Here is a 16,387-nt window from a genome sequence, read left to right on the forward strand (position 1 = left end):
CACGCTGACTGTCATGCACTCCCCCTACCTGTACTTCGCCGGTGAGCGTCTCTCGCGCGCGGAACTGTCGGCGGCGCGGCTCGACGGACACCTGGTCGAAGTGGGCGACGCCTACATCCCCGCGGATGCGGTCGAGACGCGGGGTCTGCGGGCGGGATCCCTCGTCGGCCTGCTGGGCGCCACACTCGCCGCCACGCACCTCAGTGCCGCCTGGATCCACGGCGCACTGCCCGAGCCGCCCTCACGCCACACGGTGCAACGCGCCGTGCAGAGACGAGTGCATCGCGTCCCGTCCCACCACATCGTCTACCGCGATCTTCAGGTGGCGGAGAGCGACCTCCAACGTCTCGGGGGCGTGTCCGTCACCTCGCCCGTCCGCACGCTCGCCGACCTCACGCGCGTGGACGATCCGCTCCATCGGCGGGTGGCGCAGTCGATGATCGACTCCATCCCCTCGATCGCCACGGACGCGATCGTCTGGCTCGAGAACCACCGGTCACTGCCGGGTAAGAAGGACGCACTGACGTACTTGCGCGCGTCGGCGGGCGGAGCACCCGATCCGAGCGCGATGACGACGTCCGGACGGCGTGAGATCAGGAGGACGTGACGCGATAGACGTCGTAGACCGCGTCGATACGCCGTACCGCGTTCAAGACGCGTTCGAGGTGCACGATGTCGCCCATCTCGAACACGAACTTGCTCAGCGCCAGCCGATCGTTCGTCGTCGACACGGTGGCCGAGAGGATGTTCACATGGTGCTCGGTCAGCACCCGCGTGACATCGCTCAGAAGACCCGAGCGATCCAACGCCTCGATCTGGATCTGGACGAGGAAGATGCTCTTGGTCGTCGGGGCCCACTCGACGTCGATCAAGCGCTGTGGATCTTCACGCAGGGCCTTCACATTGGTGCAGTCCGAGCGGTGGACCGACACTCCGCTGCCGCGCGTCACGAACCCGATGATCTGATCACCGGGCACGGGAGTGCAGCATTTGGCGAGCTTGACGAGGATGTCGGGCGCTCCCCGGACGAGGATCCCCGAATCGCCACCGCGCGGCTGGCGCGCGCGACCGATGTGCGGGATCTCGATGGGTCCGGTCGACGTGTCCTCGTTCGCCTTGACCAGCGACGTGACCTTCTCGATGACGGATTGCGTCGAGACATGACCCTCGCCGACCGCGGCGTACAGCGCGGAGACGTCCTCGTAGCGCAGCTGCTGGGCCACCTCCGAGAACGAGTCCTGGCTCATCAGTCTCTGCAGGGGCAGGTTCTGACGGCGCATCGCGCGCGCGATGGCCTCCTTGCCCTGTTCGACGGCCTCTTCGCGACGCTCCTTCGTGAACCAGCCGCGGATCTTGCTCCGCGCGCGGGTGCTCTTGACGAACCCGAGCCAGTCCTGGCTGGGGCCGGCGTCCGGGTTCTTCGACGTGAAAACCTCGACGACGTCTCCGCTGGAGAGCTCCGACTCCAGCGGTACGAGCCGCCCATTGACCTTGGCCCCCATGGTGCGATGGCCGACCTCGGTGTGCACGGCGTACGCGAAATCGACCGGCGTCGCGCCGGCGGGAAGGCCGATGACGCGTCCCTTCGGAGTGAAGACGTAGACCTCCTTCGCGCCGATCTCGAAGCGCAACGAGTCGAGGAACTCGCCGGGGTCGGCTGTCTCGGCCTGCCAGTCCGAGATGCGCGCGAGCCAGGCCATGTCGGTGTCGAGCGACTTGCCCTCGCTCTTGCCGCCCGCCATCCGCTCCTTGTACTTCCAATGCGCCGCGACCCCGTACTCGGCCTGCTGGTTCATCTCGTTCGTGCGGATCTGGATCTCGACCGTGCGCCCGCCGGGACCGATCACGGTCGTATGCAGCGACTGGTACAGGTTGAACTTCGGTGTCGCGATGTAGTCCTTGAACCGACCGGGCAGCGGCGTCCAGCGCGCGTGGATGGCGCCCAGCACGGCATAGCAGTCGCGCACGGTTCCGACCAGCACGCGGATGCCGATCAGGTCGTAGATGTCGTCGAACTCGCGGCCGCGCACCACCATCTTCTGATACACCGAGTACAGCTGCTTCGGGCGCCCCATGACGCGTCCACGGATGCGCAGCTCGCGCAGATCGGACTCGACCGACTCGATCACGTTCTGCACGTACTGCTCCCGCTGCGGGGTGCGCTGCTTCACGAGACTCTCGATCTCGACGTAGAGCTTGGGGTGCAGAACAGCGAAGGACAGGTCCTCGAGCTCGGACTTGATCGCCTGGATGCCGAGTCGGTGCGCGAGCGGGGCGTAGATCTCGAGCGTCTCCGTCGCTTTGCGACGCGACTTCTCGGGCGGCACGAAACCCCACGTCCGTGCGTTGTGCAGGCGGTCGGCGAGTTTGATCAGCAGGACCCGGATGTCTCGCGACATCGCGACGATCATCTTGCGGACGGTCTCGGCCTGAGCACTTTCGCCGTACTTGACCTTGTCGAGCTTCGTGACCCCGTCCACGAGCATCGCGACCTCGTCGCCGAACTCGGCGGTGAGCTCATCGAGCCGGTAGTCGGTGTCTTCCACGGTGTCGTGCAGCAGCGCCGCGGCGATGGCCCGTGGACCCAGTCCCAGCTCCGCGAGGATCTGCGCAACCGCGAGCGGGTGGGTGATGTAGGGCTCACCGCTCTGCCGCTTCTGCCCTTCGTGGGCCTTCTCGGCGACGGCATAGGCGCGCTCGATGATCGTCAGATCACCCTTGGGATGGTGGGTTCGCACCGTCCGCAGCAGCTGCTCGGGACCGTCGCGACGTCCGGACCGCGAGAAGATGCGTGGCACGAGCCGCCGCAGCGACGACGATTGCGCGGCCGGAACGGTCTCCGTCATCCGATCGTCCTCCCCGCGCTGAATCTCTCAATCCTACGCCCGCACGGGCAGCGCTCAGATCACGCGGTGGGCACCCCGGCACGCTCCCGAGCGGCCAGAACCTTCGCGTTGCGCGCCTTGATGGCCGGCTCGTTCTCACGGAACAGCGAGAAGAGCGGTGCCGCGACGAACAGCGTCGAGTAGGCCGCGACGATGATGCCGACGAAGATCGACAGCGAGATGTCGCTGAGGGTCTGCGCCCCGAGCCAGAACGCGCCGATGAAGAGGATCGCCCCGACGGGCAGGATCGCCACCACCGTGGTGTTGATCGATCGGATGAGGGTCTGGTTCACCGCGAGGTTCACGGATTCCCCGAATGTCCGCCCCGAGATCTCGCCGTCCTCCTGCGTGTTCTCGCGCACCTTGTCGAAGACGACCGTCGTGTCGTAGAGCGCGTACGCCAGGATCGTGAGGAACCCGATGACCGCGGCCGGAGAGATCTCGAAGCCCGCCAGCGCATAGACGCCGATGGTGATGACGAGGACGTCGACGAGCCCGAGGATCGCGGCGACCGACATCTTCCACGTGCGGAAGTACAGCGCGAGGATGATGAACGTCAGCGCCAGGAAGATCGCGAGGCCCCAGAGCGACTGGCGCGTCACGTCGTTACCCCAGCTGGGGCCGATGAAGGAGGCGGTGACCTCGCTGGCCGGGACGCTGTAGGCCTCCGCCAGCGCCGCCGTGACCGCCTGCGTCTCTTCCGGCGTCATCTGGTCGGCCTGCACGCGCACCGCGGTACCGCCCACCGTGGTCACCTTCGTCGCGGCGTTGGGAACCACGGACTGCACGGCTCGGGTCGCCTCGGTCTGGTCTGGGCTGCTCAGCCCGGAGACCGTGAACTGCGAACCGCCGGTGAACTCGATGGAGAACTGCACGGGCCGGAAGAGCGGAACGAGGCACGAGGCGATCACGAGGACCGCCGCGATGATGAACCACAGCCGGCGACGGCCGACGAACGGGAAGGAGGTCTTGCCGGAATACAGGTCGTTTCCGAGCTGGTTCATGGAGCGCATCAGTCGTCGCCCTTCTTGCCGGCGTTGCCGGGGGTTTTCGCGTCGGATGCTCCGGTCGCCGCGAGCTCGGCCTGCTTGCGCTCGGCGATGGTCTGGCGCCGCTCGGCCTCACCGCGCGACTTCGCACTCTTGCGGGCCTTGCCGCCGGGTGCGGACGACGCCGCGATCGGCGCACGGAACTGCGCGCGGCCACGGTAGACCGCGCCCAGTGCCTCCGGGTCGAGACCCGAGAGCTTGTGGCCCTGGCCGAAGAACCTGGTGCGGGCGAGCAGCTGCATGACGGGGTGGGTGAACAGGATGAAGATCAGCACGTCGATGGCGGTGGTCAGACCCAGTGTGAACGCGAAGCCCTTCACCGTGGCATCCGCCAGGATGTACAGCACGATCGCGGCCAGCACGTTGATCGACTTCGAGATGTAGATCGTCCGCCTCGCGCGCGCCCAGCCGTCCTCCACCGCGCTCGTCACCGATTTGCCGTCGCGCAGTTCGTCGCGAATGCGCTCGAAATACACGATGAACGAGTCGGCCGTGAATCCGATCGTGACGATGATGCCCGCGATGCCGGCGAGAGACAGACGGAATCCCATGCGCCAGGCCAGCACGCAGATCATGATGTAGGTCAGGACGCCCATGACGATCAGCGACGCGATGATGACCGAGCCGAGCGCGCGATACACCACGAGCGAGTAGATCGCGACGAGGATCAAGCCGATGAGGCCCGCGATGAAACCGATCTGAAGCTGCTGGGAGCCCAGCGTCGCCGAGATGGTGTCGGAGCTGACGACCTGGAAGCTGAGCGGCAGAGCACCGTACTTGAGCTGGTCGGCGAGAGTCTTGGCCGTCTCCTGAGTGAAGCTCCCGGTGATGCTCGGGTTGCCGTCGAGGATCACACCGTTCATCGACGGCGCGGAGAGCACGCTGCCGTCGAGCACGAACGCGAACTGGTTCAGCGGAGCCGTCTTGCCGTAGAGGCGCTGGCTGATCTCACCGAAGGTCTGCGTACCGGCGTCGTCGAAGTTCAGGTTGACGGCCCACTGACCGTTCGTCTGCTGCAGACCGAAGGTCGCGTCGTCGATCGCCGTGCCGTCGAGCTCGACGGGACCGAGGATGTACTTGACCGACCCTGTGGTGTCGCACGTGATGAGCGGCTGATCCTTGGGCGCGTTCGCCGCGTCGTTCTCCGCGTTGCTGCAGTCGTACGCGAGGAACTGCGCCTGCAGGGCAGGGGTGATCCAGCTGACGTCACTGCCGTCCGTCGGCGCGATCGTCGGCGTCGCGGGCAGCGCGGGGTCGGGCGTCGGGTACGGCGTGGAGGCGCCGTCATCGCCGACGAACGACGTGGCGGGTGCGCCCGTGTAGAGCACGGCACGCAGCTGCAGCTGAGCGGATGCCTGGATGCGCTGTCGTGTCTCCTCGTCTGCCTGCCCGGGGATCTGGACGACGATGTTCCTGCCGCCCTCGGTGGTGACATCGGCCTCGCCGACACCCGACGCATCGACGCGCTGGCGGATGATCGACACCGCCTGCGTCAACTGCTCGTCGGTGGGGTTGGCGCCATCGGTGGTCTGTGCCTGGAGGATGATCTGCGTGCCGCCCTGAAGGTCGAGCGCGAGCTCGGGTGTCCAGGAGCTCTTGCCGAACACGTAGACGCCCAGGGCGTTGACGCCGAACAGGAGCGCGGTGATGACCAGGAGTCCGGTCAGCGCGCGCCAGGCATGACGGACGGGAGTGGAAGTCGCCACGGAAGGTCAGCTTTCTCGGTCGCCCCGAAGGGCGGGGAATCAGGCGCGGGGCTTGGTGTCTGCGTCGGGGTCGACCGGCTTCTCCGCCTTGTCGGCTGCGGCGATGCGCTGGTCGTCACTGAGCGAGGTGATCTCGCCGTCGGCGACGCCGGCGATGTATCCGGCCTCGCTGACCTCCGCCTCGATGAAGTCGTCTTCGGTCACGAAGCCCTCGGTGGGGTTGACGACGCGCAGGATCGCCTGGCTGTGCACCTTGATCTCGACGCCGGGCGCGATCTCGATGACGGCCGGCTGGTCGAGGTTGTCGGGGTCGAACTCGACGATGGTGCCGTAGAGGCCACCCTGCAGGAGCACCTCCGCACCGGGTACGGTCTGACGAGCCTTGGCCTCCTGCTCGACCTTCTGCTTCTGCATGCGTCGACGCGAGCTCCAGAACATGAAGGCCAGGAGCACGACCAGAAGGATGATGAGGCCGTAGTTGGCTAGGAAGTCCATGGAGGTGGGTGCACCTTTCGAGTGCGGCGCACCGGGCGGCGCTGCCGATAAGTAGGGAGGTGAGGCGAAAGCCTTCAGCGATTATAGGTCATCGAGTCTGAGCGCACCCTCGGGGTGGGTGACGCCCAGGTGGGCGTAGGCCTCCGGGGTCGCGACACGTCCGCGGGGCGTGCGTCCGAGGAACCCGATGCGCACCAGGTACGGCTCGACCACCGACTCGATCGTCTCGGACTCCTCGCCGACCGTCACGGCCAGCGTGTTCAGGCCCACGGGACCCCCGCGGAAGCGCCGTACCACGGCGTCGAGAACCGCGCGGTCGAGCCTGTCGAGGCCGATGACGTCGACGTCGTACAGGTCGAGCGCGGCATCGACCGTCGCGAGATCCCCCACGCCGTCGGCCGGGCCGTGCACGATGAGGAAGTCCCGCACCCGCCTCAGCAGACGGTTGGCGATCCGAGGTGTTCCGCGCGAGCGGCGGGCGATCTCCGCACGCGAAGGGTGGGGCAGGTCCACGCCCAGCATCTGAGCCGATCGATCGATCACGCGCTCGAGTTCGGCCGGATCGTAGTACTCCAGGTGCGCGGTGAACCCGAACCGATCGCGGAGGGGATTGGGGAGCAGCCCCGATCGCGTCGTCGCGCCCACCAGCGTGAACGGCGCCAGGTCGAGAGGGATGCTCGTGGCACCGGCTCCCTTGCCCACCATGATGTCGATGCGGAAGTCCTCCATGGCGAGGTAGAGCATCTCTTCCGCGGAACGCGCCATGCGGTGGATCTCATCGATGAACAGCACCTCGCCGGGCGTGAGGCTGGACAGCAGCGCGGCGAGGTCGCCGGCGTGCTGGATCGCCGGACCGCTCGACATGCGCAGGGGCCGACCGCTCTCGTGCGCGACGATCATCGCAAGGGTGGTCTTGCCGAGCCCGGGCGGGCCGGAGAGGAGGATGTGGTCAGGAGAACGCTGCTGGATGCGCGCCGCATCCAGCAGCAGCTGCAGCTGACCCCGCACCTTCTGCTGGCCGACGAATTCCGCCAACGACGTCGGGCGCAGCGCGCCCTCGATCGCGAGCTCGGTGTCGTCACGGGCGTCGTCGAGGTCTCTCAGGTCATCCACGCGCGGGCTCCTTGCGAGCAGGGCCGAGCACTGCGAGCGTCAGCCGCAGCACGGTCGGCACGGAGGTGCGCTCGATCGCCGTGGCCTCCTCGAGGACTCCGACCACGGCCTCCGCGGCGATCCGCTCGGACCAGCCGAGGCCGATGAGGGCCTGAGTGACTTGCGCGGTGACGGCGGGCGCGGCATCCGGCCGGTCTGTCGTCGCGGTCCGCGCGGGGACGAGCTTGCCGGCTAACTGCACGGCGATCAGCTTCGCCGTCTTGGGGCCGATCCCCGACACCCTCCGGAACGGTGCGTCGTCGTCGGCGTCGACGGCCTCGGCGATCTGGGTCACCGTCAGGGAGGAGAGCACTCCCAGCGCCGACTTCGGGCCGACTCCGGTCACTCCCAGCAGCTGCGTGAAGACGACGAGCTCGTCGCGCGATCCGAAGCCGAAGAGGGAGAGCGCGTCCTCCCGCACGATCAGATGGGTGTGCAGGTGCACATCGTCGCCGACATGCGTCGCATGGGCCACCTGCGACGTCACGGCGACAGCAAGGCCGACTCCCCCGACCTCGATGATGATCGACTCCGGTTCGACGTGGGCGGCACGGCCGCGCAGCGAGGAGATCATGCCCTCAGCCTATGTTCAGCTCGGATATTTGTTCGAGCGACACGCTCACCGCCGACTGAGCCGCTCGGCGTCCGCCCATGCGCGCTGCGCCGGGGTCAGCGCCGCGGATCGATCGGCTGCCACGGGTCCGCCACGCCACGCGTGGCACAGCGCGATGGCGAGGGCGTCGGCGGCGTCCGCGGGCTGCGGCAGCTCCTCGAGCCGCAGCACCCGGGCGACCATGGCCTGCACCTGCCGCTTGTCCGCCGACCCGTACCCGGTGATCGCGGCCTTGACCTCGGTCGGCGTGTGGAGGGCGGCCGGTAGACCGCGTTCCCCGGCGAGCAGCAGGGCGATGCCGCTGGCTTGCGCGGTGCCCATCACGCTGTGGCGGTTCTGCTGCGCGAACACCCGCTCGACGGCCACGACGGCCGGCCGGTGCTCGTCGAGCACCGCACGGATACCGCGTGCGATGGCGGCGAGACGCACCTCGATCGGATCGCCCGGTGCCGACCGGACCACGCCCACGTGGACGAGCGTCGCCGATCTGTCTCGAGCGACGTCGACCACGCCCACGCCGCACCGCGTCAGCCCGGGGTCGATGCCGAGGACGCGGAGAGGAGCGGATGCCACGTCCCCACGCTACGTCCCGCACGGGCGGCGACGCTTCAGGCGCACCGCACCCGGCAGCGGCACGACCTCCGTGACGCGCGGGCCGCAGCGTGCCGGCTACTCGTCGTTCTCGAGCTCCGCCTGCACATCGGCGGTCAGATCGAAGTTGCTGAAGACGTTCTGCACGTCGTCGCTGTCTTCGAGGGCGTCGATCAGCCGAAAGACCTTCCGTGCGGTGTCGGCGTCGATCTCCACCTTCAGGGTGGGCACGAACTCGACGTCCGCTGATTCGTAATCTATTCCGGCGTCCTGCAGCGCCGAGCGCACTTTGACGACGTCCTGCGCTTCGGTGATGACCTCGAAGCCGTCCGCGTGATCGGCGACCTCCTCCGCGCCGGCGTCCAGCACGGCGAGCATCACGTCGTCTTCGGTGGTGCCTTCGCCGCCCACGACGATGACTCCCTTGCGGTGGAAGTTGTACGCGACGCTGCCGGGGTCGGCCATGGTGCCGCCGTTGCGGGTCATCGCCGTGCGGACTTCTGCGGCCGCCCGGTTCTTGTTGTCGGTGAGGCACTCGATCAGCAGTGCGACGCCGTTGGGCCCGTAGCCTTCGTAGAGGATCGTGGCGTAGTCGACGGACTCACCGCTGAGCCCCGCGCCGCGTTTGACGGCGCGATCGATGTTGTCGTTGGGGACCGAGGTCTTCTTGGCCTTCTGGATCGCGTCGACGAGCGTGGGGTTGCCGGAGAGGTCGGCGCCGCCCATCTTGGCCGCGACCTCGATGTTCTTGATGAGTTTGGCGAACGACTTCGCGCGGCGGGAGTCGATGACCGCCTTCTTGTGCTTCGTCGTCGCCCACTTGGAATGACCGCTCACAGCGCTCCTCTCGAAAGACCATCGTCGAGTCTACCCGTGGCCTCTCCCCGAATCGGCGGCGCGACCCGCAGGCGGTGCCTTGTATCACCGAGGGGGGCGGAGAACACTCCTGGGTATGGATGAAAGAGAACGCGCCCTGTCTGCCGCCCACCGCGGCGCCACCGACTTCCTGGATTCGCTGAGCACCCGGCCGGTGTGGCCTCGCGCGTCCCTGGACGACATGCTCGAAGTCTTCGGAGGGCCGCTCCCGGAGCAGGGGCAGGATGCCGCCACCGTGGTCGCCGAACTCGCCGAGCGCGCCGACCCCGGTCTCGTGGCCATCCCCGGGCCGCGGTTCTTCGGGTTCGTGATCGGCGGCACGCTTCCCGCAGCGCTGGGAGCGGACTGGCTGGTCTCGGCCTGGGACCAGAACGCGGGCTCGAGCTCGATGACCACGGCGACCGTGGCGGTGGAGAGGGTCGCCGGACAGTGGATCTGCGACCTCCTCGGATTGCCGGCGCAGGCCTCCGTGGGCTTCGTCACGGGGGCGCAGATGTCGAACTTCGTGTGTCTCGCCGTCGCGCAGCACGCAGTGCTGCGCCGGGCGGGGTGGGATCTCGTGCGGCAGGGGCTGCGGGGCGCGCCGCGCGTGCAGCTCGTCGTGGGGGCGGATCGCCACGGATCGATCGACCGAGCGGCACGTTTCTGCGGGGTCGGCGCCGACGAACTCGTCACCGTCGCCTCCGACGATCAGGGGCGGATGATCCCGGAGGCCCTGGTGGCGGCGCTCGCAGACGGCCCGGAGATCCCCACGATCGTCTGCCTGCAGGCGGGTGAGGTGCACACCGGCGCCTTCGACGACTTCGCCGAGCTGATACCGATCGCCCGCCGCCACGGTGCGTGGGTGCACGTCGACGGCGCGTTCGGGTTGTGGGCGGCGGCGTCGCCCGGGCTGCAGTCGCTCACGGCGGGTGTCGGCGAGGCGGATTCCTGGACGACCGACGCCCACAAGACCCTCAACGTGCCCTACGACTGCGGGATGGCGATCGTCCGCGATCCCGCCGACTCCATCGCCATGTTCCGCACGGGCGGGGACTACCTGATGTACGCGAGCCTCGATCCGTGGGACGTGACGCCCGAGCTCTCCCGGCGCGGGCGGGGCGTGCCGACGTGGGCGGCGCTGCGCAGCCTCGGGCGCCGAGGGGTGGGGGATCTCGTCGACCGCCTGCACGCGAACGCGCGGCTCCTGGCCGCGCGGCTTCGCGACGTGCCGGGCGTGACGGTGGTGGATGACCCGCCCTACACCCAGGTGCTCTTCCATCTCGCCGACGACGCGGCGACCCGCGCCCTCGGCGCGGCGATCCTCGCCGACGGCACGGCGGCGCTGACCGGCGCCGAGTGGCGGGGTCGGGCGGTGCTCCGCTGCTCGATGTCGTCGTGGGCGACCACCGACGCCGACATCGCCCTGACCATCGGCGCCATCGCCCGACTGACCGGCGAGATCACTCCACGATCTTGATCAGCGTGCGCAGGTTCCGATTGGTCGTCGTCGCCTTGTAGCGGCTGCGGGCGAGGATCCGCGAGAACGGCGTGTCGACGGTGGTCCCCTTCACGGGGTGCCAGTAGAGGACGCCGTCGCCCGAACCGACGGGGTCGACGGCGGGATCAGCGGACGCCGCGGCTTCCGTGATCTCGTCCTGCACTGTCTGCTCGGAGCAGAAGATGACATAGGGGTGGCGGGTCGGATCCTGCGCGTCGAACGGGAATCCGGCGATGGCCGCCTCGAGCTCCACTTTCGTGACGAGGATGATCCACGCCTCGTACCTGAAGCGGTCGCGCAAAGCCCTTTCGATGCTCGCCTTGAGCTGCGAGCGGGCGGATGCCGCGGCATCCGTCTCGAATCTCGCGTTGCCGCTCGCCAGGAAGGTCTTCACCTCGGCGAGGCCCAGGCCGCGCAGCATCGTGGCCAGGTCGGCGCTGCGGACCGTGATGCCGCCGACGTTCACTCCGCGCAGAAGCGCCACCCAGGTCGTCATGCCCTCACGGTAGTGCGCGTCGTGAGCCTCGCGAATCCAGGACCTGCTCGAGGAACAGCCGGTGGAAACGACGCTCCCCCGTCATCTCGGGGTGGAAGGACGTACCCATGATCGCCCCGGACCGGACGGCGACCACCCGGCCATCGTCGAGGTGCGCCAGGGATTCGACGCCGTCCCCCACCCGGTCCACGAGCGGAGCCCGGATGAATGCGGCGTGCACGGCCGGCGATCCGAGCACGGGGACGTCGAGATCGGTCTCGAAGGAGTCGATCTGGCTGCCGAAGGCGTTCCTGCGCACCGTCACGTCAAGTCCGCCGAACGTCTGCTGCCCGGCGATGCCGTCCGTGATGGCGTCAGCGAGCAGGATCAGCCCCGCGCAGGTGCCGAACACGGGCATGCCCCCGGCGATGGCCTCTCGGACCGGCTCGCGCATGCCGAAGGCTCGTGAGAGCTTGTCGATCACGCTGGATTCGCCGCCCGGCAGCACGAGCCCGTCGACGGCGGCCAGTTCTCCGGGGCGGCGGACGAGGGAAACCTCGGCGCCGAGCTCGGTGAGCACACGGGCGTGCTCGCGGACGTCGCCCTGCAGAGCGAGCACGCCCACGCGGGCGGCGGAGGCCACGCGTCGCTGCTCTACCAGCCGCGCTCGGACAGACGGTGCGGCGCGGGCAGGTCCTTGACGTTGATCCCCACCATCGCCTCGCCCAGTCCCCGCGAGACATCTGCGACGATCTTCGCATCGTCGAAGAAGGTGGTGGCCTTCACGATCGCCGCCGCGCGCTGCGCCGGATTGCCCGACTTGAAGATGCCCGAGCCGACGAAGACCCCGTCGGCGCCGAGCTGCATCATCATCGCGGCATCCGCCGGTGTCGCCACGCCGCCGGCGACGAAGAGCACGACGGGCAGAGACCCGGTCTCGGCGACCTCGACGACGAGGTCATACGGGGCCTGGAGCTCCTTCGCGGCCACGTAGAGCTCGTCCTTCGTCATCGACCGGAGGACGTTGATCTCGCTTTTGATCTTGCGGATGTGCTTGGTCGCCTCGGAGACGTCGCCGGTACCGGCCTCGCCCTTGGAACGGATCATCGCGGCGCCCTCGTTGATACGACGCAGGGCCTCGCCGAGGTTCGTCGCGCCGCAGACGAAGGGCACCGTGAAGCCCCACTTGTCGATGTGGTTGACGTAGTCGGCAGGCGAGAGCACTTCGGATTCGTCGATGTAGTCGACGCCCAGCTCCTGCAGGACCTGCGCTTCGACGAAGTGACCGATGCGGGCCTTCGCCATCACCGGAATCGACACGGCCGCGATGATGCCGTCGATCATGTCGGGGTCGCTCATGCGCGACACGCCGCCCTCGGCGCGGATGTCGGCCGGTACGCGCTCGAGCGCCATCACGGCGACAGCACCGGCGTCTTCGGCGATCCTGGCCTGGTCGGCCGTGACGACGTCCATGATGACGCCGCCCTTGAGCATCTCGGCGAGACCGCGCTTGACGCGGCTCGATCCTGTCTGGGGAGTTTCGGGCATGACGAGAATCGTAGCCCGCCCGCCAGTGGGAAGATCGATGGGTGAAGATCCTCTCCATCCAGTCGGCCGTGGCATACGGCCACGTCGGCAATTCAGCCGCGGTGTTCCCCCTTCAGCGCATCGGCGTGGAGGTGCTCCCCGTCAATACGGTGAATTTCTCCAACCACACCGGGTACGGGCAGTGGCGCGGCCCCCTCATCGCTCCCGACGACGTCCGCGACGTCATCACCGGCATCGAGGAGCGCGGTGTCTTCCCCGAAATCGACGCCGTGCTGTCGGGCTATCAGGGCGGCGAGGGCATCGGGGACGTCATCCTCGATGCGGTCGCGCGCGTGAAGGCGGCCAACCCGTCGGCCGTGTACGCGTGCGACCCCGTGATGGGCAACGCGAAGTCCGGATGCTTCGTGGCACCGGCGATCCCCGAGCTGCTGCGCGAGCGCGTGGTGCCGGCGGCCGACATCATCACGCCGAACCAGTTCGAGCTGGGGTACCTGACCCGCACCGACCCCGACACGCTCGAGTCGACGCTGGAGTCGGTCGAGCTCGCCCGCGCGATGGGCCCTCGAACCGTGCTCGTCACGAGTGTCGAGCGGCCGGATCGGCCGGCGGACACGATCGAGATGCTGGTCGTCGACGACGCCGGCGCCTGGATCGTGCAGACTCCGCTCCTGCCCATGAAGGCGAACGGCTCGGGCGACGTCACGGCCGCTCTGTTCACCGCGCATCTCGGGCGCACCGGCGATGCCGCCGACGCGCTCGCCCGTACCGTGTCCAGCGTGTTCGATCTTCTCGAGCACACCCACCGCTCGGGAGAGCGGGAACTCCAGTTGGTGGAGGCGCAGGAGTTCTATGCCCATCCGCGCATGCAGTTCGGGGTCACCCAGGTGCGCTGAGCGTCCTCACGCCGGCCAGGCCGCAGCGATCGTCTCGCGCACCTCGCCGAGCAGCTGTGGCAGCGCTTTGGTCTTGGCGATGATCGGGAAGAAGTTGGCGTCCGACGACCACCGGGGCACGACATGTTGGTGAAGGTGCGCGTCGACACCGGCTCCCGCGACCGCGCCCTGATTCATGCCGATGTTGAAGCCGTCGCATCGTGACACGGCACGCAACACCCGCATCGCGGTCTGCGTCATCGCGCCGATCTCGGCGACCTCCTCCTCGCTCGCCTCGTCGTAGAGCCCGATATGGCGGTAGGGGCACACCAGCAGGTGACCGGAGTTGTAGGGGAACAGGTTGAGCAGCGCGTAGCTCGTCTTCCCCCGCGCGACGATCAGCCCCTGCTCATCGGGGAGATCCGGCGCCGCACAGAAGGGGCAGGTCTCGCGGAGCGGTTCAGGACCCGCCTGGATGTAGACCATCCGGTGCGGCGTCCACAGTCGCTGGAACTCGTCGGGCACGCCGACCAGACCTGATGCAGCCGCCGACGGCACGTCGCCGTCGTGGTGCGCTGCGTCGTCGGCGGGAGCCGTCATCACTCGAAGTCCGCCGCGGTGTTGACGAGGACCCGGCCCGAGATGGCGTCTGTGATCCGGCGGATGGCGTCGTCGACGGGCACACCGTTCGTCTGCGTCCCGTCGCGGAACCGGAACGAGACCGTGCCGCCGTCCCTGTCCTGCTCCCCCACGATGAGCTGGAGGGGGACCTTCTGTGTCGTGTGGGTGCGGATCTTCTTCTGCATCCGGTCGTCGCTGTGATCGACCTCGGCGCGCACACCGCCGGCTCGCAGGCGGTGGATGATGTCGTCGAGGTAATCCACGTACTGCTCGGCCACCGGGATGCCGATGACCTGCAGCGGTGAGAGCCAGATCGGGAACGCCCCGGCGTAGTGCTCGAGCAGGATCGCGAAGAACCTCTCGATCGAGCCGAAGAGTGCGCGATGGATCATGACCGGACGATGCTTCGCGCCGTCGGGCCCGGTGTACTCGAGTTCGAACCGCTCCGGCTGGTTGAAATCGAGCTGGATCGTCGACATCTGCCACGTCCGGCCGATGGCGTCGCGCGCCTGCACCGAGATCTTGGGCCCATAGAACGCCGCCCCACCGGGGTCGGGAACGAGTTCGAGACCGGATGCCTCGGCCACCTGGCGCAACGTCTCGGTCGCATCCGCCCACAGATCGTCGGACCCCAGGAACTTCGGGTTGCCCTCCTCCTTGGTGGAGAGCTCGAGGTAGAAGTCGTCGAGTCCGTAATCGCGCAGCACCTGCAGCACGAACTCCAGGTTGCGGGTGAGCTCTTCGCGCACCTGATCCTGCGCGACATAGATGTGCGCATCGTCCTGGGTCATACCGCGGACGCGGGTCAGACCCGACAGGGTGCCGCTCTTCTCGTAGCGGTACACCGTCCCGAACTCGGCGAGCCGCAGCGGAAGCTCGCGGTAGCTGCGACCGCGTGACCGGAAGATCAGGTTGTGGAACGGGCAGTTCATCGGCTTGAGGTAGTACTCCTGCCCCTGGCGCGACACGTTGCCGTCGGCGTCCACGACCTCGTCGAGCTGCATCGGCGGGTACATGCCGTCGGCGTACCACTGCAGGTGACCGCTCGTCATGAACAGGTCGGCTTTGGTGATGTGCGGCGAGTTGACCATCTCGTACCCGTTCGCGAGGAGCCGCTCGCGCATGTAGCGCTCGATCTCGTAGCGGATCATCCCCCCCTTGGGGTGGAAGACCGCGAGCCCCGGACCGATCTCGTCGGGGAACGAGAAGAGATCGAGCTCCGCGCCGAGCTTCCGGTGGTCGCGACGCGCCGCTTCGGCGAGGCGCTCCTGGTGGGCGCGCAGCTCGTCCTTCGTGGGCCAGGCCGTTCCGTAGATGCGCTGCAGCTGAGGGTTCTTCTCGCTCCCGCGCCAGTACGCGGCAGCCACACGGGTGAGGTCCCAGCCGTTGCCGATCATGCGCGTGTTCGGCAGGTGCGGGCCGCGGCACAGGTCCTTCCAGACCGTCTCTCCGTCGCGGTTGACGTTGTCGTAGATCGTGAGCTCGCCCGCTCCCACCTCGACCGAGGCGCCTTCGGTGGCGTCGGCTCCTGGTCCTTTCAGCCCGATCAGCTCGAGCTTGAACGGCTCGGCGGCGAGCTCGGTGCGTGCTTCGTCCTCGCTGACCACCCGACGGACGAAGCGCTGGCCCTCGCGGATGATCCGCTGCATCTCCTTGTCGACGGCCTTCACGTCCTCGGGAGTGAACGGCACATCCACACCGAAGTCGTAGTAAAAGCCGTCGGTGATGGGCGGGCCGATACCGAGGTTCGCCTGCGGATTGATGCGCTGCACCGCCTGGGCGAGCACATGGGCCGCAGAGTGCCGCAGGATGTTCAGCCCGTCGGGGCTGTCGATCGTCACCGGCTCGACGGTGTCGGCTTCGGTCACCTCGGACGCGAGGTCGGTCAGTTCGCCGTTGACGCGCATGGCCACGACGGAACGATCGGTGAACAGTGAAAAGCCGTCAGACACGAGAGATCTCTCCAGAAGAAGGGGGAACGCGGTCACTCAGCATCGGGCGCGCGCGGCGCCCCGCCCGCTCAA

16 protein-coding genes are annotated in these 16,387 nt (G+C 68.0%); 3 read left to right on the forward strand and 13 right to left on the reverse strand.

Annotated features, from left to right (window positions below):
- Positions 1-13 precede the first annotated feature (13 nt).
- Complete coding sequence (locus ACFM35_RS05765; RefSeq protein WP_378839546.1) at positions 14-607, forward strand: hypothetical protein; 594 nt, start codon at positions 14-16, stop codon at positions 605-607.
- On the opposite strand, the gene ACFM35_RS05770 is transcribed toward ACFM35_RS05765, so the two are convergent.
- From ACFM35_RS05770 to ACFM35_RS05805, 8 genes are all read right to left on the reverse strand, one after another.
- On the reverse strand, positions 594-2,846 hold the full coding sequence (locus tag ACFM35_RS05770; protein WP_378839549.1) for a RelA/SpoT family protein: 2,253 nt from the start codon (positions 2,844-2,846) through the stop codon (positions 594-596). The genes ACFM35_RS05765 and ACFM35_RS05770 overlap by 14 nt on opposite strands.
- Before the next feature lie 59 nt (positions 2,847-2,905).
- Positions 2,906-3,898, reverse strand: coding sequence for a protein translocase subunit SecF (secF, locus tag ACFM35_RS05775; RefSeq protein WP_378839551.1), 993 nt, complete (start codon positions 3,896-3,898; stop codon positions 2,906-2,908).
- Positions 3,898-5,640: a protein translocase subunit SecD gene (gene secD, locus ACFM35_RS05780; protein WP_378839553.1), complete on the reverse strand. Its 1,743-nt coding sequence runs from the start codon at positions 5,638-5,640 to the stop codon at positions 3,898-3,900. Before secD ends, secF begins: the two co-directional genes overlap by 1 nt.
- Positions 5,641-5,679: 39 nt before the next feature.
- Positions 5,680-6,135 carry a preprotein translocase subunit YajC gene (locus ACFM35_RS05785; RefSeq protein WP_378839556.1) on the reverse strand — a complete coding sequence of 152 codons (456 nt, stop codon included), beginning with the start codon at positions 6,133-6,135 and terminating at the stop codon, positions 5,680-5,682.
- Positions 6,136-6,216: 81 nt separating this feature from the next.
- Positions 6,217-7,248, reverse strand: coding sequence for a Holliday junction branch migration DNA helicase RuvB (ruvB, locus tag ACFM35_RS05790; protein ID WP_378839558.1), 1,032 nt, complete (start codon positions 7,246-7,248; stop codon positions 6,217-6,219).
- A complete protein-coding gene (gene ruvA / locus ACFM35_RS05795; RefSeq protein ID WP_378839561.1) occupies positions 7,241-7,861 on the reverse strand; it encodes a Holliday junction branch migration protein RuvA in 621 nt (206 codons plus the stop codon). Before ruvA ends, ruvB begins: the two co-directional genes overlap by 8 nt.
- 45 nt (positions 7,862-7,906) lie before the next feature.
- Entirely contained in the window at positions 7,907-8,473 is a 567-nt protein-coding gene (gene ruvC, locus ACFM35_RS05800; RefSeq protein WP_378839564.1) for a crossover junction endodeoxyribonuclease RuvC, read from the reverse strand.
- A 96-nt stretch (positions 8,474-8,569) separates the two neighbouring features.
- The gene (locus tag ACFM35_RS05805; RefSeq protein ID WP_378839566.1) at positions 8,570-9,328 is read right to left on the reverse strand and encodes a YebC/PmpR family DNA-binding transcriptional regulator; all 759 of its coding nucleotides are present in this window, start codon (positions 9,326-9,328) and stop codon (positions 8,570-8,572) included.
- Positions 9,329-9,443: 115 nt separating this feature from the next.
- Between ACFM35_RS05805 and ACFM35_RS05810 the strand changes: the two genes are divergently transcribed.
- Entirely contained in the window at positions 9,444-10,826 is a 1,383-nt protein-coding gene (locus tag ACFM35_RS05810; protein ID WP_378839569.1) for a pyridoxal phosphate-dependent decarboxylase family protein, read from the forward strand.
- Here the strand turns inward: ACFM35_RS05810 and ACFM35_RS05815 are convergent.
- Genes ACFM35_RS05815 through pdxS form a run of 3 tightly spaced genes read right to left on the reverse strand, consistent with a single transcriptional unit; the run spans position 10,810 to position 12,870 of the window.
- Positions 10,810-11,343 carry a DUF1697 domain-containing protein gene (locus tag ACFM35_RS05815; RefSeq protein WP_378839571.1) on the reverse strand — a complete coding sequence of 178 codons (534 nt, stop codon included), beginning with the start codon at positions 11,341-11,343 and terminating at the stop codon, positions 10,810-10,812. The two genes, ACFM35_RS05810 and ACFM35_RS05815, sit on opposite strands and share 17 nt — an antisense overlap.
- A 4-nt stretch (positions 11,344-11,347) precedes the next feature.
- Positions 11,348-11,965 carry a pyridoxal 5'-phosphate synthase glutaminase subunit PdxT gene (gene pdxT / locus ACFM35_RS05820; RefSeq protein ID WP_378839574.1) on the reverse strand — a complete coding sequence of 206 codons (618 nt, stop codon included), beginning with the start codon at positions 11,963-11,965 and terminating at the stop codon, positions 11,348-11,350.
- Between the two features lie 11 nt (positions 11,966-11,976).
- Entirely contained in the window at positions 11,977-12,870 is an 894-nt protein-coding gene (gene pdxS, locus ACFM35_RS05825; RefSeq protein WP_378839577.1) for a pyridoxal 5'-phosphate synthase lyase subunit PdxS, read from the reverse strand.
- A gap of 41 nt (positions 12,871-12,911) precedes the next feature.
- Here pdxS and pdxY point away from each other — a divergent pair, with 41 nt between their 5' ends.
- Positions 12,912-13,763: a pyridoxal kinase PdxY gene (pdxY, locus tag ACFM35_RS05830; RefSeq protein ID WP_378839579.1), complete on the forward strand. Its 852-nt coding sequence runs from the start codon at positions 12,912-12,914 to the stop codon at positions 13,761-13,763.
- Positions 13,764-13,769: 6 nt separating this feature from the next.
- Here pdxY and ACFM35_RS05835 read toward each other — a convergent pair whose 3' ends face one another.
- Positions 13,770-14,342 carry an HIT family protein gene (locus tag ACFM35_RS05835; protein WP_378839581.1) on the reverse strand — a complete coding sequence of 191 codons (573 nt, stop codon included), beginning with the start codon at positions 14,340-14,342 and terminating at the stop codon, positions 13,770-13,772.
- A complete protein-coding gene (thrS, locus tag ACFM35_RS05840) occupies positions 14,342-16,270 on the reverse strand; it encodes a threonine--tRNA ligase (protein WP_378839854.1) in 1,929 nt (642 codons plus the stop codon). The genes ACFM35_RS05835 and thrS overlap by 1 nt, the downstream gene beginning before the upstream one ends.
- Positions 16,271-16,387: the final 117 nt, after the last annotated feature.

This window comes from Microbacterium songi (genome assembly GCF_042747925.1).
GTDB lineage: Bacteria > Actinomycetota > Actinomycetes > Actinomycetales > Microbacteriaceae > Microbacterium.